Here is a 26392-nt window from a genome sequence, read left to right as displayed (position 1 = left end):
TCCAAGTTCTCTCGCAGATTTCCTAGAGTTCAGCAGATTTTGGGACAAGCATGGTCGCGCCCATGATGGCGGCCGGGTTGCCTTCTTCGTCGACGGACTGAAGCAGAATTGCGCAGCCATCGCTGTCGTCAGACCCCATGACTTTCGCCGGCAAGGTAATGTCCAAAGGCGATCCGTCCCACATGCCCACGGTCTGCAGATCCGTCACGCTGTGCCAGTAGTCGAGCTTCTGGCCGACATTCTCGCCCTTCATCATCTCCACTGTCTGGCGTTGGCGGAAGTAGACGACCACGACTTCCGCCTTGCCCGTTCCCTTGCCAATCGAGATGGAAAGCTGGTCGTTCTGCCGGTTGGCTTTCACCGGCACCACCAGACCCCGACCACCAGCGCTCAGCTTCTCCATCCTGCTATTGATTTCGCCCGCATCCGTTCCCTTGAGATGGTCGATACCGTTAACGACGGCCTGGGGCGTGTAGACCCCACTGCGCCCGAACGCCTTGGCATAGGCATATTGGCGCTTGGTGTTTTCCGACTTCGCGAGCGTGTCGGCCCAGCCAAGGTAATTCCAGTAGTCGACATGATAGGACAAGGCGACCACGTCACCCTGACGCACCATCGTCTCGAAAGCGCGATCGGCTGGCGGACAAGACCGACAGCCTTGCGAGGTGAAGAGTTCAACAACGCCCTTGGGCGTAACGAACTCCTCTGCTGCGGCTGGGAGAGGCAGACAGAGTGCGACACCCATCAGGAAAGCCTGAGCCAGGGGGCTGTTCTTGACCTTCAGGATTGCCATGTAAACTCTGTCACGCCTTTTCTTGATTTGGTCCAAGCCTATCATCTGGACGAACTGATAGCGGCATAATCTGATCCGGAAAAGTCACGATGGGGTGAGACTTCCGGCGTCGCTCGCACGTTCATGTTGCGTCAGCACATGCAAAAGCCGCCGGACGTATCCGGCGGCTTTTGCGTTGATGCGTGGCCCTATCAGGCGGCCAGGTCGCGAAGAACGGTCTGCAGGATGCCGCCGTTGTTCATGTAGGTAACCTCGTCCAGCGTATCGATGCGGCAAAGCAGCGGTACGTCCTTCACGGTGCCGTCCGAGTAGGTGATCTTGGCGATCTTCTTCTCGCGCGGCTTGATCTCGCCTTCCAGACCTTCGATCGTGACGATCTCGTCGCCCTTCAGGTTCAGCGAAGCCCAGGTGGTGCCTTCCTCGAAGGTGAAGGGCACGACGCCCATGCCGACGAGGTTCGAGCGGTGGATACGCTCGAACGACTGGGCGATGACGGCCTTGACGCCAAGCAGGTTGGTGCCCTTGGCAGCCCAGTCACGCGAGGACCCGTTGCCGTATTCGACACCAGCGAAGATGACGAGCGGTGTGCCCTCTTCCTTGTACTTCATGGCCGCGTCGTAGATCGACAGCTCTTCCTTGGACGGGTAGTGGATGGTGTAGCCACCTTCCTTGCCGTTCGGTCCGAGCATGTGGTTGCGGATGCGGATGTTGGCGAAGGTGCCGCGCATCATGACTTCGTGGTTGCCGCGGCGCGTGCCGTACTGGTTGAAGTCAGCAACGGCAACGCCGTTTTCCGTCAGGTAGGCGCCAGCAGGCGAAGCTGCCTTGATCGAGCCGGCCGGAGAAATGTGGTCGGTGGTGATCTTGTCGCCGAAGAGACCGAGGACGCGTGCGCCCTGGATGTTCTTCAGGCCCGAGCCGGTCTTGCCCATGCCCACGAAGTAGGGCGGGTTCTGGACATAGGTCGACTTGTCGTCCCAGGCATAGGTCTGGCCTTCCGGAACCTGAACGGCCTGCCAGTTTTCATCACCCTTGAAGACGTCGGCATAGCGCGATTCGAAGAGTTCGCGGGTGACGTATTTCTGGATGAACTCCTGCACTTCGGCAGAGGTGGGCCAGATGTCCTTAAGGAAGACCGGGTTGCCGTTCTGGTCTTCGCCGAGCGGCTCGGTGGTCAGATCCTTCTGGACGGTGCCAGCGAGCGCATAGGCAACGACGAGCGGCGGCGAGGCGAGGTAGTTTGCCTGAACGTCCGGTGAGATGCGGCCTTCGAAGTTGCGGTTGCCCGACAGAACGCCCGCGGTGATCAGGCCCTTGTCGTTGATCGTCTTCGAGATCGGCGCCGGCAGCGGACCGGAATTGCCGATGCAGGTCGTGCAGCCGAAGCCGACGAGGTTGAAGCCGAGTGCGTCGAGCTCCTTCTGCAGGCCGGACTTTTCCAGATATTCGCCAACAACCTGCGATCCAGGCGCCAGCGAGGTCTTGACCCACGGCTTGGACTTCAGACCCTTGGCAACGGCGTTGCGGGCCAGAAGACCGGCTGCGATCAGAACGCTCGGGTTGGAGGTGTTGGTGCAGGAGGTGATCGCGGCGATTGCCACGTCACCATGGCCAAGATCGTAGTCGGTGCCTTCAACCGGATAGCGGTTGGTCAGCTGACCGGGCTTCTTGTAGTCACCTTCGAGCGCGGTCGCGAAGTTCGGTGCGATGGTCTCGAGTGCCAGGCGGCCTTCCGGACGCTTCGGGCCGGCCATGGAGGGCACGACGTCGTTGAGGTCCAGTTCCAGCGTGTCGGTGAAGACGAGCTGCGAACCGTCATTGTCGCGCCACATGCCCTGAGCCTTGGAATAGGCTTCAACCAGTGCGATGCGGTCCTTGGCGCGGCCGGACATGTCGAGATAGCCGACAGTGGCCGAATCGACCGGGAAGAAGCCGCAGGTCGCGCCGTATTCCGGGCCCATATTGCCGATGGTTGCGCGGTCTGCGACGGGCAGCGTGTCGAGGCCGGGACCAAAGAATTCGACGAACTTCGAGACAACGCCCTTCTTGCGCAGCATCTGTACGACGGTCAGCACGAGGTCGGTCGCGGTGACGCCTTCCTTCAGCGTGCCCGTCAGCTTGAAGCCGATGACTTCAGGCAGAAGCATGGAAACCGGCTGACCGAGCATGGCCGCTTCGGCTTCGATGCCGCCAACACCCCAGCCGAGAACGCCGAGGCCGTTGATCATCGTCGTGTGGCTGTCCGTGCCGACGCAGGTGTCGGGATAGGCGATGGTTTCGCCGTCTTCGTCCTTGGTCCAGACGGTCTGGCCAAGATATTCGAAGTTCACCTGGTGACAGATGCCAGTGCCCGGGGGGACGACGCGGAAGTTCTTGAACGCCTGCTGGCCCCACTTGAGGAAGCGGTAGCGCTCGCCGTTACGCTGGTATTCCAGCTCGACGTTGCGGGCGAATGCCTGGGGCGTGCCGAACTCGTCGACGATGACGGAGTGGTCGATGACCAGGTCGACGGGAACAAGCGGGTTGATCTTTTCCGGATCGCCGCCGAGGTTCTTGATGCCATCACGCATGGCGGCAAGGTCAACGACGGCGGGAACGCCGGTGAAGTCCTGCATCAGCACGCGGGCCGGGCGGTAGGCGATTTCGGCTTCCGTCAGACCCTTGTTGACCAGCCATTCAGCGACGGCCTGGATGTCCTTCTTGGTGACCGAACGGCCATCCTCGTTGCGGAGCAGGTTCTCCAGCAGGACCTTCATCGAGTAGGGGAGTTTCGATACACCCGCCAGGCCATTCGCTTCGGCCTTCGGGATGCTGTAGTAGACATAGTCTTTGCCGTCGACGGTCAGGACCGACCGGCAATTGAAGCTGTCGAGAGATTTAGCCACGGATAGAAACCCCGCATATTCTGATAGCCAACACAATCGTGCGGACGCCTATGCACTTCATGCACATCAGGATGCGGGTACGACCATTTCCGCTGTCCGCCCGTGAAAAACGCGCTTTGCGATCCTCAAGTTCGGCACAAGGATGAACTTCACGCCGGCCGCTGGCGTGGTTGCAGGTCTTATAGATAATTTCTAAGAAAGGTGCCAGACCGACGAAGGGCGAAACGCGACAATTTTTATGAGGCAGGGCTCATCCTGCCGGAAAGCGCACATGATCAGGCTGGTCTGCGAAAATCTGTCCGCCAGACGCGGTGACGATCTGATTTTCCTTAATATATCCTTTACCTTGGCTGCCGGCGAAGCGATGATTTTGACGGGCCGCAACGGCACCGGAAAGTCGACCTTGCTGCGGGTCGTCGCAGGCCTTCTGGCCCCCGAAAGCGGGCGCGCCGTTTGCTTTGTGGCGGCCGAAAGCGAAGAGCGACCGGCGCGGGAGTTCAGCCACTACCTTGGTCATCGCAACGGCATGAAGCGCGAACTTACCGTTTTCGAAAACTTGACATTCTGGAAGAGTTATCTGGGTGATGTCGGCGAGGGGCGGGGCATGAGCGTGGAAGCGGCTGCCGAGGCTGTCGATCTCGCTGGTATCACCCATCTGCCCTATGGCTATCTCTCGGCCGGGCAGCAGCGGCGATTCGCCATGGCCCGTCTGCTCGTTGCGCATCGACCAGTCTGGATTCTGGATGAGCCAACGGCCGCATTGGATCGCCGTGCCGATGCCATGTTCGAAGATCTGGTTCGGGGGCATCGCGACGCAGGCGGCATTGTAATTGCGGCGACCCATCATCCGCTTGGGCTGGAGGGCGCGCAGGGGCTCGAACTCACCGGCTTCGATTTTGCTGACGATGAGGATGCGGCATGATGGCGCTCCTTCTTCGCGACCTGAAACTCTCCGTGCGTTCCGGCGGCGGAGCGCTGATCGGCGTTCTCTTCTTCATGACAGTGGTTGCTGTCGTGCCCTTCGCCGTTGGCCCGGACCTCAATCTCCTCTCGCGCATCGGTCCGGCCATCGTGTGGATCGGCGCCCTGCTCTCTTCTCTGCTTGGTCTTGATCGTCTGTTTCAGGCCGAGCGCGAGGACGGAGCGCTTGATGTGCTTCTCATGCAGGAAACGCCACTGGTGTTGACCGTGCTGGTGAAGTGCCTTGCCCATTGGCTTGCCACAGGCTTGCCCTTGGTGGTTGCCTCGCCGCTTCTCGGCCTGTTCATGAACATGGACGAAAAGGCGATCGGTGCAGTGATGCTGACGCTGCTCGTCGGGTCGCCGGCCATCACCTTTATCGGGGCAGCGGGTGCCGCCGTGGCAGTGGCCTTGCCGCGCGGTGGTCTTCTGGTGTCGATCCTTGTGTTGCCACTGGCGGTCCCGGTGCTGATCTTCGGGGTGGGCGCTTCCTATGCAGCGGTCCAGGATCCGGCACCCTTCCTGCCGCCCTTCCTGTTTCTCGTGGCGCTCACATTGTTATTCGCCGTGATCGGGCCGCTTTCCGCGGCGCTGGCGCTGCGCAATGCCGCAGACTGAGGCACCTGCCGTTGACCAGGATCAATTGCGAGCAGGTTTGAATAGGGGTAGAAGCAAGACATGACGAACAGCAGTTTTGCCATTTCCAAGATCGGCGATCTCGCCAATCCCACGCGTTTTCTCGCGCTTGCGGCAGCCATCCTGCCCTGGCTTTCGGGGCTGACGCTGCTCCTCTTCATCGCCGGCCTCTATATGAGTTTCGGCTCCGAGGTCGATTATCAGCAAGGCGATACGGTCCGGATCATGTATGTGCATGTGCCGGCCGCCTGGCTCTCGATGATGTGTTATTCCGTGATGGCGCTGTCCGCGATCGGTACACTGGTCTGGCGTCATCCGCTTGCGGATGTCAGTCACCGGGCTGCCGCACCGCTTGGTGCTGCCTTTACGTTGATTGCGCTCATCACCGGATCGCTCTGGGGCAAGCCAATGTGGGGCACGTGGTGGGTCTGGGATGCGCGACTGACCTCGGTCTTCATTCTCTTCATCATGTATCTCGGTCTGATTGCGCTCAACCGCGCCATGGACGACGCATCTCGGGCAGCCCGGCTTAGCGCCGTGTTGATCCTGGTCGGATTCGTCAATATTCCAATCATCAAGTTCTCCGTTGACTGGTGGAATACGCTGCACCAGCCAGCCAGCGTCATGCGGCTCGACGGACCGACGATCGATCCCGCGTTTCTCTGGCCGCTCCTGGTCATGGCGCTTGCCTTTACCTGTCTGTTCTTCACGCTGCATCTGATGGCGATGCGGAACGAGATCTGGCGGCGACGTGTGGCTGCCCAACGTCGTCTGGCCGCGCGCCAGGCCGGACGGGAGCATGCCGCATGAGCCACGCTTTTTACGTCATCGGATCCTATCTTGCCGCAGGCGGCATTTGCCTCGGGCTCATCGCCTGGACCTGGCTCGATGGCCGTGCCCGGCAGGCCGAATTGAAATCTCTGGAAGAGCAAGGCATCCGGCGTCGTTCCGCGATTGCAACTGGTGAGACATCCTCTCCATGAGCGCTCCAGAAGATGAACAACAAACCCTGCCGAAGAGCCGTGGCCGCTATCTTGTGGCGGCTTTGCCTCTGGTGGTTTTCGCCGGTCTTGCCGCCGTTTTCCTGACACAGCTCCAGTCTGGCCGGGACGTCAATGAAATCCCTTCGGCACTTCTGGGTACCAAGGCGCCGGCGCTCAACCTGCCGGCGCTTGAAGGGGCTGATCGTCCAGCCCTGACGACAGCTGCCATCCAAGGCAAGCTGACGCTGGTCAATGTCTTTGCCTCCTGGTGCGTGCCCTGCCGGCAGGAGCACCCGATGCTGCTCGAGCTTTCGAAGGATCCGCGCGTCACGGTGGTCGGCATCAACTACAAGGACCGCAACGACAACGCTCTCCGGTTCCTGGGCGAACTCGGCAATCCCTACAAGGCCATCGGGGTCGACCCGAATGGCAAGGCAGCGATAGACTGGGGCGTTTACGGCATACCGGAAAGCTACCTCGTCGGACCGGACGGTACGATCCTCTACAAGAAGGTCGGCCCCTTCGATCCGGAGACGTTTCAGACCCAGCTCATGCCGGCAATCGAGAAGGCTCTGTCGGGCCCTTGAGCCTCAGAGCCCACCCTGCCAGACCTTGACGGCTTCGACCGGCCAGACCAGCATCACGACGTTCAAGGTCAGATTGTCGCGAATGACGAAGGCAGTCAGCACCTCGAAGACGATGGCGATGGTGACGGTCAGCCAGACCGGCGCGCGTGCGGCAAACAGAAAGCCTGCTATCATCGACACCATGTCCATGCCGGAATTCAAGATGCTGTCGCCAGTATAGCCGACAGCCATGGTCGCGGTGCGATAGCGGTCGATGACGATGGGCGAATTCTCAAGGATTTCCCAGGCGGCCTCAATGAATGCCGCGAGCGAGAGCTTTGCTGCAAGCGGCTTGCCGCGCAGGACTGCCCAGCCGAGCAGGTAGAAGAGGAAGCCGTGGATGATGTGCGAAGGCGTGTACCAGTCGAAGAGATGCTGGGAGTTTCCAGCGGTGTTTACGCCAGGCTCGAACAGCTTCACGTAACCGCATTCGCAGATCCAGATCCGGCCCATCATGTATTGGGTGGCCATCTGCACGGCGATAATGACCAGCGTTACCGTGATCCAGAACTTCGTGGAAGAAGAAGACGTCTGCTCATTGGCTGCGATGCTCATGCCTCGTCCTTGTCTTCAACCGTATGCTTCATGATCAGCGGCATTTGTGCGAGCGTAAAGAGGATGGTGATCGGCATTGTGCCCCAGACCTTGAAGCTCACCCAGGCGTCATTGGAGAAATTGCGCCAGACTACCTCGTTCAGCACGGCGAGAAACAGGAAAAAGACCCCCCAGCGCAGCGTCAGCTTACGCCAGCCTTCCGCATCAAGCTGAAAAGCAGCGTTGAAGACATAGCCAAGCAGCGACATGCCAAAGGCAAGTCCGCCAAGCAGCACGACGCCGAACAGCGAGTTGACGATGGTCGGCTTCATTTTGATGAAGGTGTCGTCCTGCAACCAGATCGACAAGCCGCCGAAAACCATGACTACGACGCCTGATACGAACGGCATGACCGGTAGATGCTTGAAGACCACCTTGGAGATGATCAGCGACACCGCCGTCGCGGCCATGAAGAGGGCGGTCGCAATCAGCAGCGGACCGCCGATCGCGGTCAGTTCGGGGAAGGTCTTGGCAAGCCATTCACCGCGCAGATTGCCAAAGAAGAAAACGAGCAGGGGCCCAAGCTCCAGCGCCATCTTCAGCATGGGGTGCTGCTTGTCTGCCTTGGAGGGATGCGTATCGGTGGACGTGTCCGACATGATGTCGTTCCTTTGCGTAGATGCGGCTCAGCGGGCGATGCCTGCCAGCGCACTGGCGAAATCTTCGGCCTCGAAGGGTTCCAGATCGTCGATGCCTTCGCCGACGCCGATGAAATAGACAGGCAGCTTGTGCTTGGCGGCGATGGCGACAAGAATGCCGCCGCGGGCCGTGCCGTCGAGCTTGGTCATGATCAGGCCGTTGACGCCGGCCACATTGCGGAAGATCTCGACCTGCTGCAGGGCGTTCTGGCCGGTGGTCGCGTCGAGTGTCTGCAACACCGTATGTGGTGCATCGGGATCGAGCTTTCCGAGCACGCGGACGATCTTTTCCAGTTCGGCCATCAACTCGGTCTTGTTCTGCAGGCGGCCAGCCGTGTCAATGATCAGGACGTCAGCCTTCTCTGCCTTGGCTTTCTCGAAGGCCTCGTAAGCCAAGCCAGCGGCGTCTGCGCCAAGTTTTGTGCCGATGAAGCTGGAACCTGTGCGATCGGCCCAGATCTTCAGCTGCTCGATGGCCGCTGCGCGGAACGTGTCGCCGGCTGCCAGCATAACCTTCAGGCCGGAGCCGGACAGTTTTGCCGCCAGCTTGCCGATCGTGGTTGTCTTGCCGGTGCCGTTGACCCCGACGACGAGGATGACATGCGGCTTGTGATTGAGATCGAGCGCCAGAGGCTTGGCAACCGGCGTCAGCGCCTTGACGATTTCGGCTGCCATGATCTTGGTCACGTCTTCGCCGGTCACGTCCTTGCCATATCGCTCGGAGGCCAGCGTGTCGGTGATGCGCAGCGCCGTTTCGACGCCGAGATCGGCCTGAATCAGAAGATCTTCCAGTTCTTCCAGCGTCTCGTCATCCAGCTTGCGCTTGGTGAAAAGGGCGGTGATCTGGCCAGTCAGCTGCGATGACGTACGGAAAAGGCCAGCCTTCAGACGCTGAAACCAGCTGAGCTTCTCCTCCGGTTCTGATGCTTTCGGTTCGGAGGCGCTTGGAGCATAGGCGGCAAAGCCCTTCGGCAGGCTTGGTGTTACGGTTTCTTCTTCGTCGACGTCATGGGCTTCATCGAGAAGAGCGGGCTTCACGTCCGCGTCCGCCCTTGCGGCCTCCTCGATGGTCGGGAGTGCATCCAGGTCATCAGAAGCGTTTTCGCTTTCGGCTTCGACTTCAGCGCGGAGCAGGTCCAGCGGAACTGTCTCCAGATCGCCCGCCGGTCCGCCTGCGGTCTCCATTTCTTCCGGCAGCACAGGGTCTGCGGCCAGCGGCAGGTCTTCGATCCTGTCGGTTGGCTCGGTCTCCGTTGCAATCATGGCCTTCTCGGCATCGGTCAGCCGCGTCTCGCTCGTGTCTGACGCGGGGTCTGCTGGCTTCTCCTTGCCGAAGGTGAAGACTTTCTTGATGAAGCCGAGGGCCATGGTCACTCTGTTCCGTCTGTCAGGCCGCAGCGCTGTCCGCTGCTGATGCAATCGTCAGATGGCGGCCATTCTGACCACCGATCAAAACCTCGGCAAAAGTCCCGGGTTTCATGCCGGGCGTCGCGACGAGGGTGAAGTCTTCCGTATGCGCCATTTCGTTGCGCTCGACCAGCAGCTTCTGTCGTGTGCCGACACGTGACACCAGATGCTGTGCCCGCAGTCGCTCTGCCGTTTCGCGAAGCTCGGCTGCGCGTGTCTTCACCAGCGCCCTATCGAGTTGCGGCATGCGTGCCGCAGGCGTTCCAGGTCGCGGGCTGTAGGGAAAGACGTGCAGATGTGCGATGCCGATGTCCTCGGCGAGGCGCGCGGAATTAGCAGCCATTTCCGCGGTCTCGGTTGGAAAGCCTGCGATCATGTCGGCGCCGAAAGCAAAGCCGGGCCTCAGGCTTCGAACCTGTTCGGCAAAGGCCAAGGCGTCGGCGCGGGAATGCCGGCGTTTCATACGCTTCAGGATCATGTCGTCGCCATGCTGCAATGAGAGGTGCAGATGCGGCATGAAGCGGGGCTCGTCGGCAATCAGGTCGAAGAGATGGCTGTCCGCCTCGATGCTGTCGATCGAGGAGAGGCGCAGACGCAGGATCTCCGGCACCTGTTTGAGCAGTGTCTTGGCGAGAAGACCGAGGGTCGGCGTGCCGGGGAGGTCTGCGCCATAGCTCGTCGCATCCACCCCGGTCAGCACCACCTCGCGATAGCCGTTCTCAACCAGCTTGCGGGCCTGCTCCACGACGGCGCCCATGGGCACCGAACGGGAATTTCCGCGACCATAGGGGATGATGCAGAAGGTGCAGCGATGGTCGCAGCCATTCTGGACCTGGAGAAAGCCGCGAACATGACCGTCGATATGCGCCACCATCTGCGGCGCCGTCTCGGTCACACTCATAATGTCGTTGACGGCGACCTTTTCCTCGGCCGAGACGCCGAAATCCGGCAGGCGGCGATAGTGCTCGGCCTTCAGCTTTTCCTCGTTGCCGAGGACGGCATCGACCTCGGGCATATCAGCGAAGTTTTGCGCCTCGGTCTGGGCGGCGCAACCGGTGACGATGATGCGGGCTTCCGGGTTCTCCCGGCGTGCCCGGCGGATCGCCTGGCGTGCCTGGCGCACCGCTTCTGACGTTACCGCGCAGGTGTTGACGAGAATGGCGTCGGTTAGCCCGGCCTTTGCCGCCTCGGCCTTCATCACCTCTGACTCGTAAGTGTTTAGCCGGCAGCCAAAGGTGATGACCTCGATTGCCCCCTGTCGATCAGGGCTCACGAGGTGGCAGCCTCTGCATTGCTGCCTGGGTCGCGGTTCCAGCTTCCGGTGACCGGGTCAAGTGTGCCCGACCATTCCCATTCGGCAGGCCCGGTCATGACGACCTTGTCGTCGCCCTCGCGCCAGTCGATTGTCAACGCGCCGCGGTTAGGGCTTGAGGCAACAGTGATCGTGACCTTGCGGTCCGTGCGGCCGGTGCGGGCGCCCGATACGCCAGCAGCACAAGCGGCAGAGCCGCAGGCCAGCGTCAGGCCGGCGCCGCGTTCCCAGGTGCGGGTCACCATGGTGGCCTTCGAGGTCACCTGGGCAAGCGTGATATTCGCCTTTTCGGGGAAGATCGGATGATTCTCGAGCAGGGGTCCGAAGCGCTCCAGGTCAAAGGTCATCGGATCGCGGTCCACCCAGAAGACGGCATGCGGATTGCCCATCGACATGGCAGAGGGCGAATGCAGGATCGGTGCATCGATTGGCCCGATCTGCAGCTCGATGCGGCTTGTGTCGTGAAACTCTTCCGAGAGCGGGATCCTGTCCCACTCGAAAACCGGGCGGCCCATGTCGACGGAGATCGTGCCGTCCTCATGTTCGACCGCATTGAGGATGCCGGCGATGGTCTGGAAGGTGAAGGTCTTGCGGCCGGTTTCGCTCGCCAACGCCTGGACCACGCACCGTGTGCCGTTGCCGCAGGCTTGCGCCATGGTGCCGTCGCAGTTGAGAATGTCGATATAGGCGTCGGTGCCGTCACGCTTGGGGTCATGGATTGCCATGATCTGGTCGAAGGCGGTCTCGGCATCGGAGGCAAGCGCCACAGCGGCTTCGGGCGTCACGCGATCGGTCCGTCCGCGCATGTCGACGACCAGGATCTTGTTGCCAAGCCCGTTCATCTTCGCGAATTCAACCCGATCAGCCATCGTCGTCCTTCCTTGTCTTTCTCTGCCTATATGGCGGAAAGAGAGCCAAATTACCAGTGCGCGCGCTTGCCGACCCGCCCGGGGGTTAACGCTTCATCTGGGTTGTCGCGAGCCATTCGCGGGTCCTCGCCTCCGGATCGGCGTTCAGCGTGATGTCGGTGACTACGGCGGCGCTGTCGGCGCCCGCCGCGAACACGCCTGCCAGTCGGTCCGGTCGCAGCCCTCCGATGGCCACCAGCGGGCATGCGCCGATCTTCTGCTTCCACAGCGCCAGCCTGTCCAGGCCTTGCGGCGCCCACGGCATCTTCTTCAGGATCGTCGGGTAGACCGGCCCGAGCGCCACATAGTCCGGGTCGGCGGCAAGCGCTGTTTCCAGTTCTGCGTCGTCATGGGTCGAGAGGCCGAGTTTCAGTCCTGCCTTGCGGATCGCTGTGAGATCGGCGTCTGCCAGATCTTCCTGGCCGAGATGAACGAAGTCACTCCCCTCGTCGATCGCAATCTGCCAGTGATCGTTGACGACCAACTGGCAGCCATGATCGGCGCAGACGCGCATTGAACGGCGAATATGCTGACGAAGGGCCACGGAATCGGCATCCTTCATCCGCAATTGCACCAGTTTGACGCCCAATGGCACCAGACGCTCAATCCAATCGGCGCTATCGACGATCAGGTAGAAGGGATCGAGCTTCATGCGAAGACTCCTTTTCCAACCACGGGGGTCGACGGTACCGCCATGTCGCGTGGCGCCAGCATGCCGGAACGGTGGGCCAAGTACCCAGCTTCGATCGCCCCGGCAAAGGCCTCGGCCATGGATGCCGGATCCCCGGCTCCCGCGACCGCCGTGTTGAGCAAGACGGCGTCATAGCCAAGTTCCATCACGGCCGTGGCATGGGATGGTCTTCCGATACCAGCATCGACGATCAGGGGTATATCGGGAAATTCCGCCCGCATCGCACGCAAGGCGGAAACGTTCTGCGGACCCATAGCGCTGCCAATCGGTGCGCACCACGGCATCAGCACACGGCAGCCTGCGGCGAGAAGCTTCTCGCCAACCACCAGATCGTCCGTGGTATAGGGAAAGACCTCGAAACCTTCAGCGTTCAAGATCTTCGCCGCCTCGACCAGTTCGAAGACATCCGGCTGCAGCGTGTCGTGATGGCCAATCACTTCGAGCTTGACCCACGGGGTCGCAAAGACCTCCCGCGCCATCTTCGCTGTCAGCACCGCCTCGCGGGCGCTGTGGCAGCCGGCGGTGTTGGGCAGGACATGCACGCCGAGATCGCGGATCAACTGGAAGAAGGCGCCGCCCGCCTTGCCGCCTGCGGTTTCCCGGCGTAGCGAGACGGTCACGATCCGGGCTCCGGAGCGGCGCACCGCTTCAGCAAGGATTGAAGGCGATGGGTAGCGTGCCGTCCCCAGCAGCAGCCGCGAGGGGATTGTCTTCCCATAGAGATCCAGTGTCATGTCATCCTCCCTGCTTGGGCGCCAGGATCTCGATCCGGTCGCCGATTTTCAGCATGTATGAGGCCCGGTCCTCGCGATGGACGAGGTCGCCATTGACGGCCGTCGCCAGCCAGTCACCTTCGTAGTCCAGCTTTGAGAGCAGCTCTGCGAGAGTGTGGATGTCCGCTTCCACGGCCTCTCCGTTGACGATGAGGTTCATGCGCTCCTCCTTTGGGCGGCGTTCAGACGTCCGGCGATGCGCTCAGCCGCTTCCCGGGCTAGACCCGGCGCCAGAAGGAAGCCGTGGCGATGCATGCCGGCCAAGGCCAGTCCTTGTTTGGTTTCGACGACACGCGGTACATTGTCGGAAAATGCCGGGCGGATGCCGGTGCCGGTTTCGACGATGCGGGCCTCGGCAAAGGCGGGATCGAGGGCATAGGCGGTGTTCAGGAGTTCCATCATCGTGCGTGCGGTGATTGGCCCGTCATCCTCTGCCTCGATCATCGTTGCACCCAGCATGAAGCGGCCGTTGCCGCGCGGGACGACGTAGATCGGATGGCGGGGATGCAGGAGCCGGACCGGTCTGGAAAGGGTCACCTCCGACGTTTCCAGATACAGCATCTCGCCGCGAACACCGCGCAGTCCCTCGATCTCTCCGATCGCTTGCGGCCCAGTGCAGTCGACGGTCGCAGAATAGTCTTCCGTATCACTGACGTCCTCGCCGAAGCGGAAGGAGACCCCTAGCTGTCGTGCCACCTCGTAAAGACCCCGCAACGCCTTGCGGGGGTCGAGATGGGCCTCGTCAGTGAAGAAGAGGCCAGTGTCGAAACGCCCGGCAAGACCGGGCTCCAACGCTCCAAGTTCTGCTTCATCCAGCCAGCGATGACCCCGCGTGCGGCTTGCGAAGCGCTTGAGATCCGGCAGATCGCGGGGATTGGCCAGCACCAGCGTTCCCCTTCGTGAGACGAGGCCGGGGACAGCCTCCTCCCACCAGTCGGCGGCGGAAAGACCTGATATCAGCACGATTTCCTCGGCGGCTTCCCGCTCGCAATAGGGGGCGAGCATGCCGCCTGCCCAATGAGAGGCCCCAAGGCCGATATCACGGCGCATCTCGACCACCTCGACGCGGATGTCTTTTCGCGCCAGTTCGACCGCCGCAGCGAGGCCTGCGACGCCAGCGCCCTTCACCCGAACCGTCATTGCCGGTCTCCCGTGTCGAGTGCCGCCATCTCCTCGCCCGTCATGTAGAGGTCGCCGCCGGCGCGGTATTTCTCCGCCATGGCGGCCAGGCCCTCTTTCTGGGCTTCGGCGCGAATGTCATGGGAGATCCGCATGGAGCAGAATTTTGGCCCGCACATCGAGCAGAAATGGGCGACCTTGTGTGCCTCCTTGGGCAGGGTCTCGTCATGCATGGATCGTGCGGTGTCCGGGTCGAGCGAGAGGTTGAACTGATCCTCCCAGCGGAATTCGAACCGGGCGCGGCTGAGCGCGTCGTCGCGCAGGCGAGAGGCCGGATGCCCTTTGGCGAGATCGGCGGCATGGGCTGCAATCTTGTAGGTGATGACGCCAGTCTTCACGTCGTCGCGGTCGGGCAGGCCCAGATGTTCCTTCGGCGTGACGTAGCAGAGCATGGCCGTACCGAACCAGCCGATCATGGCAGCCCCGATGCCGGAGGTGATGTGGTCGTAACCCGGCGCAATATCCGTCGTCAGTGGCCCCAGCGTGTAGAAGGGGGCCTCGCCGCAAGTCTTCAGCTGCTTGTCCATGTTCTCCTTGATCTTGTGCATGGGAACATGGCCGGGCCCCTCGATCATCACCTGGCAGTCTTTCTCCCAGGCAATCTTGGTCAGCTCTCCCAGCGTCTCCAGTTCGGCAAACTGGGCTGCATCATTGGCATCGGCAATCGAGCCCGGGCGCAGGCCGTCGCCCAGTGAGAAGGAGATATCGTATGCCCGGCAGATATCGCAGATTTCCTCGAAATGCTCGTAGAGGAAGCTCTCCTTGTGATGATGCAGACACCACTTGGCCATGATCGAACCACCGCGCGAAACGATGCCGGTGACGCGGTTGACGGTGAGCGGGATGTAATGCAGCCGCACGCCGGCGTGGATGGTGAAATAGTCGACGCCCTGTTCGGCCTGCTCGATCAGCGTGTCGCGATAAACCTCCCAGGTCAGATCCTCGGCAATGCCGCCGACCTTTTCCAGTGCCTGGTAGAGGGGCACGGTGCCGATCGGAACGGGCGAATTGCGTAGGATCCAGTCGCGGATGTTGTGAATGTTGCGGCCGGTCGAGAGATCCATAACGGTGTCGGCGCCCCAGCGGATCGCCCAGACCATCTTCTCGACCTCCTCGGCCATGGACGAGGTCACGGCGGAGTTGCCGATATTGGCGTTGATCTTGACCAGGAAGTTTCGGCCGATTGCCATCGGCTCGAGTTCGGGATGGTTGATGTTGGCGGGAATGATCGCCCGGCCGGACGCCACTTCCTGGCGGACGAATTCCGGGGTCACATAGTCGGGGATTTCGGCGCCAAAGCTCTCTCCATCTCGAACAAGAGCCTCCTTCAGCGCCTTGCGGCCGAGATTTTCGCGGATCGCGACGAATTCCATCTCGGGGGTGATGATGCCAGCCCGGGCATAGGCAAGCTGGGTTACGGCCTTGCCGTTCCGAGCGCGGAGCGGCCGATGTTTCACGGGAAACTCGGGCGTCTTCTTCTCGTCGGAAACGAGGCCGTTGTCCTCCGGTTTCAAGGATCGGCCGTCATAGGTTTCCAGGTCGCCGCTCGCCGCCAGATAGGTGAGGCGGTGGCGCGGCAGGCCGCGGTCAATGGCGATCTCTGCGGTCGAATCGGTATAGGGGCCGGAGGAATCATAGACCGTCACCGGTGGCTCGCCGGAGGTCGGATGCAGCGCGATCTGGCGCATTGGCACACGAATCTCCGGGTAGATTTCGCCTTCAAGGAAGATCTTGGTCGAGGCCGGAAGCGGCCCGGTTGTCACTTCGGGTTTTTTGAATTGGGGGGCAATGTTCATCGTGGAGCTCCAAGTGTTCAGGTTGGAGACCCAGTCATGTCAGCCGGAATGATGGAAAGACGCCACGGGATTCGGGGTGTCCGAATCGTCGTTTTCGCAAGCGCTCGCACCGTCCCTACGCCAGTATGAACTGGATCAGGTTCAACGGGTCATCGCGCTGCTTGTCCCTTGCGGTTTGGCGTAGCGAAATCTCAGCCCCTTGACGGGACACCCCTGGTGAATGCGTGAAGTCTCATCAAAACGATGCGGCGTGTCAATCGCCGATTGCGCTGTCGGAGAATTCTCGTGCCAATGGCCCGTGTCAGGCAATCCGCATCGGCACATCGAATTGCTGGCCAGGCCGCAGGCCTTTGAAGCGATCCGTGCCGATACCCTTTGCAGCCATTGCGGTCGTAAGTGCCTTCGGCGGATCGTCGATGCCCTCATTGGTCAACTGGAAGGTGCCGAAGTGATGGCCGATGCCGAACTGGGCGCCGCTCAGGTGAAATCCCTCGATTGCTTCTTGCGGATTCTGGTGCTGCGCCTTCATGAACCATCGCGGCTCGTAGGCGCCGATCGGCAGGATGGCGAGACGAATGTCGCCATGCTTCTCGCGGATCTCCCGGTAGTGCTGTCCCTCGGCATAACCGGTATCACCGATATGGTAGATCTTTCCGCCCGGCGTTTCGATGAGGAAGGCCGCCCAAAGCGCCATGCGCCGGTCGCCCATGCCACGTGCCGACCAATGATGGCAGGGCTCGCAATGGACCACCAGTCCGTTGCCGAGATCTAGGCGGTCGCCCCAGTCCATTACCGAAGTGCCGGTAAACGGGTGTTCGGCATGAATGATCGTGTCATTGCCGAGCGGCGTGATGATGCGTGCATCATGCCCCTGACCCAACCGTTTCAAGGTCGCGACATCGAGGTGGTCGTAATGATTGTGCGTGACGATGACGATGTCGATCGGCGGCAGGTCCTCGAAGGCGATGCCAGGTGGGTTGGCGCGTTTTGGTCCGGCGAAGGACACGGGGCTCGCGCGCTCCGACCAGACCGGGTCCGTCAGGATGTTTAGCCCAGCCGTCTGGATGAGCAGTGTCGCATGGCCGACCATCGTGACGACAAGGCGGGTGCCATCGACGCGCTGCTCGGGTTTCGTTGCCGGAAGAGAGCCCGCCATTGCGGACTTCGGCCATGCAACGCGCCCGCCTTCGAATTGCCAGCGCAACAGATCGGTGAAGCCGCGTGGTTCCTCGCCGCCGGGATTGAAAAAGACCTTACCGTCGAAGTGGTCCGAGAGTGGTCCAGAATAATAGCGATTGCCCGCCATGGCTCTCCCTGCCGCGAGACCGCCGCCCAGCAGCGCCAGACCCATCCCCGTCCATTTGAAAAACTGGCGTCTCTTCATCGTCGTTTCATAGAATGTGACGTATGGCCCTTCAAGTCGCGCTCCCGCGCGGTATCCATTGCCAATACCGTTGTTTTGCCCAAAGCCATTTGAGAACCGATGAAGATCTTTTCAAGTCTGTTGCTTGCCATAATGTTCGTCGCCGCTCCTTCCCTTGCCGCTGCCGATGACATTCCCCCGCCGGTGCATGGCGTATCTTTCGAGGCCTGGGCGGAAGCCTCGGCGCGGCTCGCGAACAATCAAGATCGCAAGCAGGTGCTGCAGAGCTTGGCGGTCGATGACCAGATGTTCGAGGAGGTCAACGAGCGCTTCCTCGAAGCACTGCGTGAAGATAAGGACCTGAAGCTCACATCGCGCTATGGCGAAGCCTTCTCCAGGGCGGATGCCGCGCTTTTTGCCGAGACCACCGGCTCGATCGCGCGGGAGCGCAAATTGGTGACTTTCGACGATTATGCCCGCGTTCAGGGCCATCTGGAGGCTGCGGCATCCTCTCCAGGCTTTGATCCCCAGGCGGTGCTCGCCGAGCATGGATTGACCGTCTACGAATTCAGCGAGGATGCCGGATACTGGGTGCAGAAACTCCGGGAGCAAGCGCTCGCTGGAGATGGCGCAGCCATCCGTAACTGGAATGAAACGCTGGCACGCCGCAAGGCAGAATATTCGGCTCGCTACCCAGCTCCTTAAGTCGCGGCAGTCATCTGCGCGGCGCTGTGGGTGTCGATCCGGGTAGCATTTCGCAATTTGCGTTGACTTTCGGCGGTTTTTCCTGTTTATCCCCGCAATCTGCGACGAGACAAGCACTCCAAGCCACCGACCGGGACCCGTAAAGGTATAAAGAGATCCCGGAGGTCAACACCCGACAGCGCGATGCGCCCTCGGGTGCTTTTTGGCTTTGCGTCTTGTTTTCGGCGTCGAGAAGACCGAGGTTTTGGGTATCCCGAAACCATGCAAGGAAGAGCCGATGTTTGAAAACCTCCAGGACCGCCTTGGTTCCATCCTGAATGGACTGACCGGCCGTGGCGCGCTGTCGGAAGCGGATGTCTCCGCTGCCCTGCGCGAGGTGCGTCGGGCTCTTCTTGAAGCCGACGTCGCGCTTGAAGTGGTTCGCAGCTTCACCGACAAGGTGCGCGAAAAGGCTGTCGGTGCTGCTGTTCTCAAGTCGATCAAGCCCGGTCAGATGGTCGTCAAGATCGTCCATGACGAACTCGTCGAGATGCTCGGCTCCGAGGGTGTGACGATCGATCTGCATGCCGCAGCGCCCGTCGTCATCATGATGGTCGGTTTGCAGGGTTCGGGTAAGACCACGACGTCAGGCAAGATTGCCAAGCGGTTGACTGAGCGCGAGAAGAAGAAGGTCTTGATGGCCTCGCTCGATACGCGTCGCCCGGCCGCCCAGGAACAGCTTCGCCAGCTCGGCGTACAGACCGGCATCGATACCTTGCCTGTTATCGCCGGCCAGTCGCCGACCGATATTGCCGCGCGCGCCGTCCAGGCCGCCAAGCTCGGCGGTCACGATGTGGTCATCCTCGATACCGCCGGTCGCACGCATATCGACGAGCCGCTGATGATCGAGATGGCCGAGATCAAGGCCCGCTCGAAGCCGCATGAAATTCTGCTGGTCGCGGACTCGCTGACCGGTCAGGATGCCGTGAATCTGGCCCGCAATTTCGACCAGCGCGTCGGCATTACCGGTCTTGTGCTCACCCGCATGGATGGCGACGGGCGCGGTGGTGCTGCCCTTTCCATGCGTGCCGTGACCGGCAAGCCGATCAAGCTGATCGGTGTCGGCGAGAAGATGTCGGAACTCGACGAGTTCCATCCGCGCCGTATCGCGGATCGTATCCTCGGCATGGGCGACATTGTCTCGCTGGTCGAGAAGGCTGCCGAGACTATCGATGTCGAAAAAGCCCGCGCGATGGCCGAGAAGATGGCCAAGGGCAAATTCGACCTCAATGACATGGCCGAACAGCTCAAGCAGATGAAGTCGCTTGGCGGCATGGGCGGTATCATGGGCATGATGCCGGGCATGTCCGGCATGAAGGACAAGCTTGCCGCCTCCGGCATGAGCGACAAGGTCTTTGATCGCCAGCTCGCCATCATCTCCTCGATGACCAAGGCTGAGCGCGCCAATCCCGATCTTCTCAAGCATTCCCGCAAGAAGCGCATCGCTGCCGGTTCTGGCACGGATGCCGCCGAAATCAACAAGCTGCTCAAGATGCATCGCGGCATGGCCGACATGATGAAGGCCATGGGCGGCAAGAAGGGCGGCGGCATGATGAAGCAGATGATGGGCGGCCTTGCCGGCAAGATGGGCCTCGGTGGCATGGGCGGCATGGGCATGCCGGATCTCTCGAAAATGGATCCGAAACAGCTTGAGGCGCTCGCCAAGCAGGCGGAAGCCGCCGGCATCAAGCCCGGCTCTCTGCCTGGCATGGGTGGCACAGGTGGATTGGGCGGGCTTCCTGGCCTCGGCGGTGCGAAGCTGCCGGGCCTTGGTGGTGGTTTCCCCGGCCTTCCCGGCCTGCCGAAGAAGAAGTGAGGGCGCTGAGGTGATCGATCCAGCCATCAAGCAGCAGCTCGCGGGATACCGCCAGTCGATCGACAATATCGACGCGGCCCTTGTTCACATGCTGGCCGAACGGTTCCGCTGTACCAAGGCGGTTGGTGTTCTCAAGGCCAACCACGAATTGCCGCCGGCGGACCCGGCACGCGAAGAATACCAGATTGAACGCCTGCGCCGCCTGGCTCAGGACGCCCATCTGGATCCGGATTTCGCCGAGAAGTTTCTGAACTTCATCATCAAGGAAGTCATCCGGCATCATGAAGCCATTGCCGCCGAACATGGCGGTGCCATCGAAAAGACCGTCTGACGGCGGCCTCAACAAGAAAGCGGGTGCGCTGCGGCTCCCCGTTCAAAACCTCAAGGAGTTACACATGTCCCTCAAGATTCGTCTCGCCCGTGGCGGTTCCAAGAAGCGTCCTTACTACCAGATCGTCGTTGCCGACGCCCGCTCGCCGCGTGACGGCCGTTTCCTCGACAAGGTCGGTTCGTGGAACCCGATGCTCGGCAAGGACAACGAGAAGCGCGTTGAGCTGAATGTCGAGAGCATCAAGGAATGGGTTGCCAAGGGTGCCCAGCCGACTGACCGCGTTCTGCGCTTCATGGCTGAAGCCGGTATCGCCGAGCGCGCTGTTCGCAGCAACCCGGACAAGGCAAAGCCAGGCAAGAAGGCCCAGGAGCGCGCTGCCGAGAAGGCTCAGAAGGCTGCTGACGCTGCAGCCGCTGCTGCCGAAGGCTCCGCAGAATAATCGGCTCAATGCCGCATGAGACGGGCGGTGGCTTCTGCCACCGCCCGTTTTTGCGTTTTCTTTCCGGTCGGTTCCGCCTAAAAGGATAGGGAACCGTCATATAGCCCGCAGGACCTCCCATCTGATGAGCAAGCTCGACAACCCCATACTCATGGCCGTGATCGGCGCAGCACAGGGCTTGCGCGGCGAAGTGCGGGTCAAGTCGTTCACCGAAGACATGCTGGGTCTCGCCGACTACGGCTTCCTGTACAGCGCGGATGGCCGCAAGTTCGAGATCCTCGAGATCCGCGACGGCAAGACCGTCGCCATCGTTCGTTTCCGGGGCATCAACGACCGGAACGCGGCCGAAGCCCTGAACGGCCTGGAACTTTTCGTCGACCGTGATGCATTGCCGGATGATGATCTCGATGACGACGAATTCTATTATGCCGATCTGGAAGGCCTCGACGTCTATGACGCCGAGAACAATCACTATGGTGCAGTCACCGCCGTCTATGATTTCGGGGCTGGCGATCTGCTTGAGCTGAAAGGTCCGGGCAAACGACCGGTGCTCATTCCTTTCACCGAAGCGGCTGTGCTCGAGATCGACCTCGAAGGCGGACGTTTGCTGGTCGACCCGATTGCAGCTGGCCTGAAAGACGATGGCGAACCCGATCCTTACGGGGCAGGCGGCGGCACGCCCCGGCCGAATGGTCAACGCTGATCGCCGATGTCGTTTAAAGCATCCATTCTCACGCTTTATCCGGACATGTTTCCCGGCCATCTGGGTCAGGCACTGGCGGGTCGTGCCCTTGAGCGCGGCGACTGGTCTATAGAAGCGGTTCAGATCCGTGATTTTGCTCTCGACAAGCATCGCAGCGTCGATGACACGCCGTCAGGCGGCGGAGCGGGCATGGTTCTCAAGCCGGACGTTCTGGCGCGTGCGATTGATTCGATAGCCGACGATGGAAGACCGCGCCTATTGATGAGCCCGCGAGGCCGCCCGCTGACGCAGGACCGAGTTCGGGAGATTGCCTCGGGCGAAGGTGTGGTCATTGTCTGCGGCCGTTTCGAAGGTGTCGACCAGCGTGTCATCGATGCGCGTCGGCTCGAAGAAGTGTCGATCGGCGACTATATCCTCTCTGGCGGCGAGCCGGCCGCGTTGACCTTGCTCGATGCCGTTGTGCGTATCCTGCCGGGCGTGATGGGGAACCAGTTGTCGGGCGTGCACGAAAGTTTCGAGGGCGGCCTGCTTGAGCATCCGCACTATACGCGGCCGCAGGTCTTCGAGGGCCAGGAGATTCCGGAGATCCTCACCTCCGGAAACCATGCAGCCATCGAGAAATGGCGTCGTGACGAGGCCTTGAAGCTGACGCGGCAGCGTCGTCCCGATCTTCTTGTTGGCGCGAAAGCTCAGCCCGTTACGAAGTAGTAGACGGCCAGCCCAAGGCCAGCTGCGACCACCAGCCAGCGCATGATGCTCTGCGGGACCTTCTTTGCCATGGCAACGCCTGCGTAGCCGCCCAGCGCCACAGCCGGGATCATGATCACCGCATGCAGCCAGGAAATGGCACCGGCGCTCGCGAAGATGATGATCGCGACTGCGGCGATCACGATCGACAGGAAGTTCTTCAGCGCATTGAGGCGATGATAGTCGCCACCGCTCGCAAGCCCCAGCGATGCCAGCATCATGATGCCCATGCCGGCGCCGAAGAAACCGCCATAGAAGGAGGTGGCACCCTGCAGCGCCAGACCGAGGGGGCTTGCGGGATGACTTTCTCCCTTGGTCTTCGGTCGCAGCTTGGGGCCGGCCGCGAAGATTGCGGTAGCACCGAGCAGGAGCCAGGGCACCATGGAGCGAAAGGCGGGGTTGGACAGCGAGATCAGGAACAGGGCGCCACCGACAGCACCAACGGCCGATACCAGGGCCAGGACAATTGCCCCGCGCCACATGTCCTTAAATTCGTTGCGGTAGGCGAGTGTTGAGGTGATGTAGCCCGGGAACTGGGTGATCGACGAGGTGGCATTGGCGCTGATCGGCGGCAAGCCGGCGAGTGTCAGCGCTCCAAAGGTCAGGAACGTGCCGCCGCCAGCAATTGCGTTCACGGCGCCAGACACGAAGCCGGACCCGATCAGCAGCAGAATCATGGCGATGGACATTAGAATTTTCCTCGTGCGTCTTTGCGGCGAAGTCTTAAAAGCGAAAAGGATGGCTCGCAAGGCGCTTGGCTGTGTCGCTCCGCTTCAAATTTTCAAGCCAAAGGGGTGACAAGAGCCAGCAATTGCTGTAATGGCCGGCTCGGAAATGGGCGTTTCGCCCGTCTGCCAAAACAAAGAACCGCGTATCCGCTCCCGCCTTTCGAGGCAAGATCCGGAGGCTGAGGCCGAAGGATGACAGTTGAGCGCTCTGGCCGTTTCAGAAGAAATTGAGGTTAGACATGAACATCATTCAGCAGCTGGAAGCCGAACAGGCCGCCAAGATTGAAGCCAAGCGCAAGCTTCCTGACTTTTCCCCGGGCGACACCGTACGTGTGAACGTCACCGTCAAGGAAGGCAACCGTACCCGCGTACAGGCCTATGAAGGCGTATGCATCGCTCGTTCGGGCGCCGGCATCAACGAGAGCTTCACGGTTCGCAAGATCTCCTACGGCGAAGGCGTCGAGCGCGTATTCCCGGTCTACTCGCCGCTGGTCGAAGGCGTCGAAATCGTTCGCCGCGGTAAGGTCCGTCGCGCCAAGCTCTACTACCTGCGCGATCGTCGCGGCAAGTCGGCTCGTATCGTCGAAAACACCGGCACCCGCGCCCGCAAGCTCAACGACGCTGAGCGCGCTGCTGTTGCCGAAGAAAAGGCACGCATCGAAGCTGAGAAGGTTGCAGCAGCACAGGCTCTCGCCGCCGAAAAGGCAGCAGCCGAAGCCGCTGAAAAGGCCGCTGCCGCTGAAGCCGCAGCTGCTGCCGAGACCTCGGCCGAATAAGCCGGTCCCGGCTTTCGCCGGACTGCAGATCAAGATCAAAGGCTCCGCTTGCGGGGCCTTTTTTCGTTGGGGCATTATCCCGTGAGATTGATTGCGTTCGATGCCTTTCTCAGAGGCTGATGCAGATTGCCCCACCGGCAACGATGAGGCAGGCAAGTACGCGCCGCAGCGTCAACTGTTCACCGAGCACCAGCGCGCCGATCAGAACGGCGAAGACCACGCTCGTCTCGCGCACGGCTGTCACCAGGCCGGCCGGCGCGTAGGCATAGGCCACCACGACGAGGCCATAGGCGAGCATGGCGAGTACACCGCCACCGACGGCTTTCCAGGTCACCGGAGATCTCGGATCGACGACAAGGCTGCGCCGCTTCACTACATAGGCAAGTGTGATCATCAGGCCGAAGATGAACAGAACCCATAAGGCATAAGCTGCGGGCTCATCCACCAGCTTCACGCCGCGCGAATCCACTGTCGAGTAGCAAGCGATGATCAGGCCGGTTGTCAGCGCAAAGAGGATCGACGAGGTGGCCGCGCGTGTCTTGCCAAGCGACAGGCTCATGATGCCGGCCGCGATCATCAGTACTCCCAGACTCTGCCAGGTGCCGAGTACTTCGCCAAACAACAGAAGACCGCCAAGCGTGACCAGCAGGGGAACCGTGCCGCGCACGATCGGGTAGACCTGGCCCAGTTCTCCATGGCGATAAGCGGCGACCAGAAACAGGCTGTAGCCCACCTGCAGGCAGGAAGAGAGAAGGATGTAGGGCCATGCAGCCGCGCCTGGCAGCGGCACGGCGAAGAGAAATGGCAGCGTGATGATGCTTCCGGCCAGACTCATCACGGTAATCGACCACAGTCGGTCTGCTCCGGTGCGCAGGAAGGCATTCCAGCTGGCGTGAAGTATGGCTGCGAGCAGCGCCAGGCCGACGGCAAGGGCGCTCACGCCCACAGCCCATGGGTCAAGGAAAGCATGGAGGTGAGGGGCATTCAGGATCTCGGCGTGACAGATGACAGTTTTATGACGCCGCACGATAGCTGCTTCGCGGGTCTTTGCAATCAACGGCGCAAAGACGGGCAAAAAGAAACCGCCCGCTTGAGAGCGGGCGGTCCAAAATTATCTTCGATAGTGGATTGGCTTACTGCCAGTCGCGGATATCGACGAAGTGACCTGCAACAGCAGCAGCGGCGGCCATGGCGGGTGATACAAGGTGCGTGCGGCCCTTGAAGCCCTGGCGGCCTTCGAAGTTGCGGTTCGAGGTCGACGCGCAGCGCTCGCCCGGCTTCAGGCGGTCGTCGTTCATCGCAAGGCACATGGAGCAGCCCGGCTCGCGCCAGTCGAAGCCCGCTGCCTTGAAGATCTTGTCGAGGCCTTCGGCTTCCGCCTGTTCCTTGACGAGGCCGGAGCCCGGAACGATCATCGCCGACACGGTGGATGCGACTTTCTTGCCTTCCACGACTTTAGCCACTTCGCGCAGGTCTTCGATGCGGCCATTGGTGCAGGAGCCGATGAAGACGCGGTCGATGGCGATGTCAGTGATCTTGGTGCCCGGCTTCAGGCCCATGTAATCAAGTGCCCGCCATTTCGAGCTGCGCTTGTTTTCGTCGGCAATGTCATCCGGGTTCGGCACGACGCCCTGGACCGAGATGACGTCTTCCGGCGAAGAGCCCCAGGAGACAATCGGCGGGAGCTTGGCCGCATCGAGCACGACGACGCGATCGAAATGTGCGCCTTCGTCGGTCTGCAGTGTCTTCCAGTATGCGATCGCCTGTTCCAGTGCTTCGCCCTTCGGCGCGCGCGGCTTGCCCTTGATGTACTCGAAGGTCTTTTCGTCAGGCGCGATCAGGCCAGCGCGGGCGCCGCCTTCGATCGTCATGTTGCAGATGGTCATGCGGCCTTCCATCGACAGCGCGCGGATCGCTTCGCCGGCAAATTCGATGACGTGGCCCGTGCCGCCTGCCGTGCCGATCTCGCCGATGATGGCGAGGATGATGTCCTTCGCGGTCACGCCTTCCGGCAGCTGGCCGTCGACGCGGACCAGCATGTTCTTGGCCTTCTGCTGGATCAGCGTCTGGGTGGCGAGCACGTGCTCGACCTCGGACGTGCCGATGCCATGCGCCAGCGCACCGAAGGCGCCATGAGTCGACGTGTGGCTGTCACCGCAAACGATGGTCATGCCGGGCAGGGTGAAGCCCTGTTCCGGGCCAACGATGTGCACGATGCCCTGACGCTTGTCGGAAGCCGAATAATATTCGACACCGAATTCGGCAGCGTTGTTGGCGAGCGCTTCAACCTGGATGCGGCTTTCTTCGTTCTTGATGCCGAGATGGCGATCCGGCGAAGTCGGCACGTTGTGGTCGACAACGGCCAGCGTCTTCTGCGGCGCGCGAACCTTGCGGCCGGCCATGCGCAGACCTTCAAAGGCCTGCGGGCTCGTCACTTCATGCACGAGGTGACGGTCGATGTAGAGAAGACAGGTGCCATCGTCCTGGCGGTCGACAACGTGGTCGTCCCAGATCTTGTCGTAAAGGGTGCGGGGTGCGCTCATGGGTGAGTTCCATCCAGACTG

Annotated in this window: 28 protein-coding genes and 1 riboswitch; of the genes, 12 read left to right on the top strand and 16 right to left on the bottom strand. The window is 61.3% G+C overall.

The window, feature by feature from the left end; all coding sequences use genetic code 11:
- Nucleotides 1–22: 22 nt before the first annotated feature.
- Both ACSV9I_RS14605 and acnA read right to left on the bottom strand, forming a co-directional pair.
- Nucleotides 23–793 (bottom strand): DUF1223 domain-containing protein, encoded by a 771-nt coding sequence (locus ACSV9I_RS14605; RefSeq protein WP_438329553.1) that lies wholly within the window; start codon nucleotides 791–793, stop codon nucleotides 23–25.
- 191 nt (nucleotides 794–984) lie between these two features.
- Nucleotides 985–3678, bottom strand: coding sequence for an aconitate hydratase AcnA (acnA, locus tag ACSV9I_RS14600; RefSeq protein ID WP_438329552.1), 2694 nt, complete (start codon nucleotides 3676–3678; stop codon nucleotides 985–987).
- Between the two features lie 274 nt (nucleotides 3679–3952).
- On the opposite strand from acnA, the gene ccmA reads away from it, so the two are divergent.
- Genes ccmA through ACSV9I_RS14575 form a run of 5 tightly spaced genes read left to right on the top strand, consistent with a single transcriptional unit; the run spans nucleotide 3953 to nucleotide 6844 of the window.
- On the top strand, nucleotides 3953–4600 hold the full coding sequence (gene ccmA, locus ACSV9I_RS14595; protein ID WP_438329670.1) for a heme ABC exporter ATP-binding protein CcmA: 648 nt from the start codon (nucleotides 3953–3955) through the stop codon (nucleotides 4598–4600).
- Nucleotides 4597–5256, top strand: a complete 660-nt coding sequence (gene ccmB / locus ACSV9I_RS14590; RefSeq protein WP_054159180.1) for a heme exporter protein CcmB — start codon at nucleotides 4597–4599, stop codon at nucleotides 5254–5256. The genes ccmA and ccmB overlap by 4 nt, the downstream gene beginning before the upstream one ends.
- Nucleotides 5257–5316: 60 nt before the next feature.
- Nucleotides 5317–6084, top strand: coding sequence for a heme ABC transporter permease (locus ACSV9I_RS14585; protein WP_054159179.1), 768 nt, complete (start codon nucleotides 5317–5319; stop codon nucleotides 6082–6084).
- Nucleotides 6081–6257, top strand: coding sequence for a heme exporter protein CcmD (gene ccmD, locus ACSV9I_RS14580; protein ID WP_438329550.1), 177 nt, complete (start codon nucleotides 6081–6083; stop codon nucleotides 6255–6257). The genes ACSV9I_RS14585 and ccmD overlap by 4 nt, the downstream gene beginning before the upstream one ends.
- Entirely contained in the window at nucleotides 6254–6844 is a 591-nt protein-coding gene (locus ACSV9I_RS14575; RefSeq protein WP_438329549.1) for a DsbE family thiol:disulfide interchange protein, read from the top strand. Before ccmD ends, ACSV9I_RS14575 begins: the two co-directional genes overlap by 4 nt.
- A gap of 3 nt (nucleotides 6845–6847) precedes the next feature.
- On the opposite strand, the gene ACSV9I_RS14570 is transcribed toward ACSV9I_RS14575, so the two are convergent.
- From ACSV9I_RS14570 to ACSV9I_RS14520, 11 genes are all read right to left on the bottom strand, one after another.
- Entirely contained in the window at nucleotides 6848–7438 is a 591-nt protein-coding gene (locus tag ACSV9I_RS14570) for a DUF2585 domain-containing protein (RefSeq protein ID WP_438329547.1), read from the bottom strand.
- Entirely contained in the window at nucleotides 7435–8076 is a 642-nt protein-coding gene (locus ACSV9I_RS14565; RefSeq protein WP_438329545.1) for a septation protein A, read from the bottom strand. The genes ACSV9I_RS14570 and ACSV9I_RS14565 overlap by 4 nt, the downstream gene beginning before the upstream one ends.
- Before the next feature lie 27 nt (nucleotides 8077–8103).
- Nucleotides 8104–9483: a signal recognition particle-docking protein FtsY gene (gene ftsY / locus ACSV9I_RS14560; RefSeq protein ID WP_438329669.1), complete on the bottom strand. Its 1380-nt coding sequence runs from the start codon at nucleotides 9481–9483 to the stop codon at nucleotides 8104–8106.
- A 19-nt stretch (nucleotides 9484–9502) separates the two neighbouring features.
- Nucleotides 9503–10795, bottom strand: coding sequence for a tRNA (N(6)-L-threonylcarbamoyladenosine(37)-C(2))-methylthiotransferase MtaB (mtaB, locus tag ACSV9I_RS14555; RefSeq protein WP_438329543.1), 1293 nt, complete (start codon nucleotides 10793–10795; stop codon nucleotides 9503–9505).
- Nucleotides 10792–11703 carry a diaminopimelate epimerase gene (dapF, locus tag ACSV9I_RS14550; protein ID WP_438329541.1) on the bottom strand — a complete coding sequence of 304 codons (912 nt, stop codon included), beginning with the start codon at nucleotides 11701–11703 and terminating at the stop codon, nucleotides 10792–10794. Before dapF ends, mtaB begins: the two co-directional genes overlap by 4 nt.
- A gap of 85 nt (nucleotides 11704–11788) precedes the next feature.
- Nucleotides 11789–12394, bottom strand: a complete 606-nt coding sequence (locus tag ACSV9I_RS14545; RefSeq protein ID WP_438329540.1) for a thiamine phosphate synthase — start codon at nucleotides 12392–12394, stop codon at nucleotides 11789–11791.
- Nucleotides 12391–13167, bottom strand: coding sequence for a thiazole synthase (locus ACSV9I_RS14540; protein ID WP_438329539.1), 777 nt, complete (start codon nucleotides 13165–13167; stop codon nucleotides 12391–12393). Before ACSV9I_RS14540 ends, ACSV9I_RS14545 begins: the two co-directional genes overlap by 4 nt.
- Nucleotide 13168: 1 nt before the next feature.
- Nucleotides 13169–13366 (bottom strand): sulfur carrier protein ThiS, encoded by a 198-nt coding sequence (thiS, locus tag ACSV9I_RS14535; RefSeq protein ID WP_438329537.1) that lies wholly within the window; start codon nucleotides 13364–13366, stop codon nucleotides 13169–13171.
- Nucleotides 13363–14346, bottom strand: coding sequence for an FAD-dependent oxidoreductase (locus ACSV9I_RS14530; protein ID WP_438329535.1), 984 nt, complete (start codon nucleotides 14344–14346; stop codon nucleotides 13363–13365). Before ACSV9I_RS14530 ends, thiS begins: the two co-directional genes overlap by 4 nt.
- The gene (thiC, locus tag ACSV9I_RS14525) at nucleotides 14343–16181 is read right to left on the bottom strand and encodes a phosphomethylpyrimidine synthase ThiC (RefSeq protein ID WP_438329533.1); all 1839 of its coding nucleotides are present in this window, start codon (nucleotides 16179–16181) and stop codon (nucleotides 14343–14345) included. The genes ACSV9I_RS14530 and thiC overlap by 4 nt, the downstream gene beginning before the upstream one ends.
- 94 nt (nucleotides 16182–16275) lie before the next feature.
- A riboswitch (TPP riboswitch) is annotated at nucleotides 16276–16406 on the bottom strand.
- A 76-nt stretch (nucleotides 16407–16482) separates the two neighbouring features.
- Nucleotides 16483–17565, bottom strand: a complete 1083-nt coding sequence (locus tag ACSV9I_RS14520) for an MBL fold metallo-hydrolase (protein ID WP_438329531.1) — start codon at nucleotides 17563–17565, stop codon at nucleotides 16483–16485.
- Nucleotides 17566–17664: 99 nt separating this feature from the next.
- Between ACSV9I_RS14520 and ACSV9I_RS14515 the strand changes: the two genes are divergently transcribed.
- The 6 genes from ACSV9I_RS14515 to trmD all read left to right on the top strand — a co-directional run bounded on the left by ACSV9I_RS14515 (nucleotide 17665) and on the right by trmD (nucleotide 22285).
- Entirely contained in the window at nucleotides 17665–18249 is a 585-nt protein-coding gene (locus ACSV9I_RS14515; protein WP_438329530.1) for a hypothetical protein, read from the top strand.
- A gap of 277 nt (nucleotides 18250–18526) precedes the next feature.
- Nucleotides 18527–20104, top strand: coding sequence for a signal recognition particle protein (gene ffh, locus ACSV9I_RS14510; protein ID WP_438329528.1), 1578 nt, complete (start codon nucleotides 18527–18529; stop codon nucleotides 20102–20104).
- Between the two features lie 10 nt (nucleotides 20105–20114).
- Nucleotides 20115–20435: a chorismate mutase gene (locus tag ACSV9I_RS14505; RefSeq protein WP_054159165.1), complete on the top strand. Its 321-nt coding sequence runs from the start codon at nucleotides 20115–20117 to the stop codon at nucleotides 20433–20435.
- Nucleotides 20436–20499: 64 nt separating this feature from the next.
- Nucleotides 20500–20874 carry a 30S ribosomal protein S16 gene (gene rpsP / locus ACSV9I_RS14500; protein ID WP_054159164.1) on the top strand — a complete coding sequence of 125 codons (375 nt, stop codon included), beginning with the start codon at nucleotides 20500–20502 and terminating at the stop codon, nucleotides 20872–20874.
- A gap of 124 nt (nucleotides 20875–20998) precedes the next feature.
- Nucleotides 20999–21577 (top strand): ribosome maturation factor RimM, encoded by a 579-nt coding sequence (gene rimM / locus ACSV9I_RS14495; RefSeq protein WP_438329525.1) that lies wholly within the window; start codon nucleotides 20999–21001, stop codon nucleotides 21575–21577.
- 6 nt (nucleotides 21578–21583) lie between these two features.
- Nucleotides 21584–22285 carry a tRNA (guanosine(37)-N1)-methyltransferase TrmD gene (gene trmD, locus ACSV9I_RS14490; protein ID WP_438329524.1) on the top strand — a complete coding sequence of 234 codons (702 nt, stop codon included), beginning with the start codon at nucleotides 21584–21586 and terminating at the stop codon, nucleotides 22283–22285.
- On the opposite strand, the gene ACSV9I_RS14485 is transcribed toward trmD, so the two are convergent.
- On the bottom strand, nucleotides 22267–23013 hold the full coding sequence (locus tag ACSV9I_RS14485) for a sulfite exporter TauE/SafE family protein (RefSeq protein ID WP_438329522.1): 747 nt from the start codon (nucleotides 23011–23013) through the stop codon (nucleotides 22267–22269). The genes trmD and ACSV9I_RS14485 overlap by 19 nt on opposite strands.
- A 278-nt stretch (nucleotides 23014–23291) precedes the next feature.
- Between ACSV9I_RS14485 and rplS the strand changes: the two genes are divergently transcribed.
- The gene (gene rplS, locus ACSV9I_RS14480; RefSeq protein ID WP_054159160.1) at nucleotides 23292–23828 is read left to right on the top strand and encodes a 50S ribosomal protein L19; all 537 of its coding nucleotides are present in this window, start codon (nucleotides 23292–23294) and stop codon (nucleotides 23826–23828) included.
- A 109-nt stretch (nucleotides 23829–23937) separates the two neighbouring features.
- Here the strand turns inward: rplS and ACSV9I_RS14475 are convergent, their stop codons facing one another.
- Both ACSV9I_RS14475 and leuC read right to left on the bottom strand, forming a co-directional pair.
- Nucleotides 23938–24768 carry an EamA family transporter gene (locus ACSV9I_RS14475; RefSeq protein WP_438329520.1) on the bottom strand — a complete coding sequence of 277 codons (831 nt, stop codon included), beginning with the start codon at nucleotides 24766–24768 and terminating at the stop codon, nucleotides 23938–23940.
- Nucleotides 24769–24961: 193 nt separating this feature from the next.
- A complete protein-coding gene (gene leuC, locus ACSV9I_RS14470; protein ID WP_054159159.1) occupies nucleotides 24962–26371 on the bottom strand; it encodes a 3-isopropylmalate dehydratase large subunit in 1410 nt (469 codons plus the stop codon).
- Nucleotides 26372–26392 lie beyond the last annotated feature (21 nt).

Source organism: Rhizobium sp. G187 (genome assembly GCF_051549525.1).
Lineage (GTDB): Bacteria > Pseudomonadota > Alphaproteobacteria > Rhizobiales > Rhizobiaceae > Allorhizobium.
Note: the sequence above shows the minus strand (reverse complement) of the source record. Positions and strands in the feature narration are given on the sequence as shown.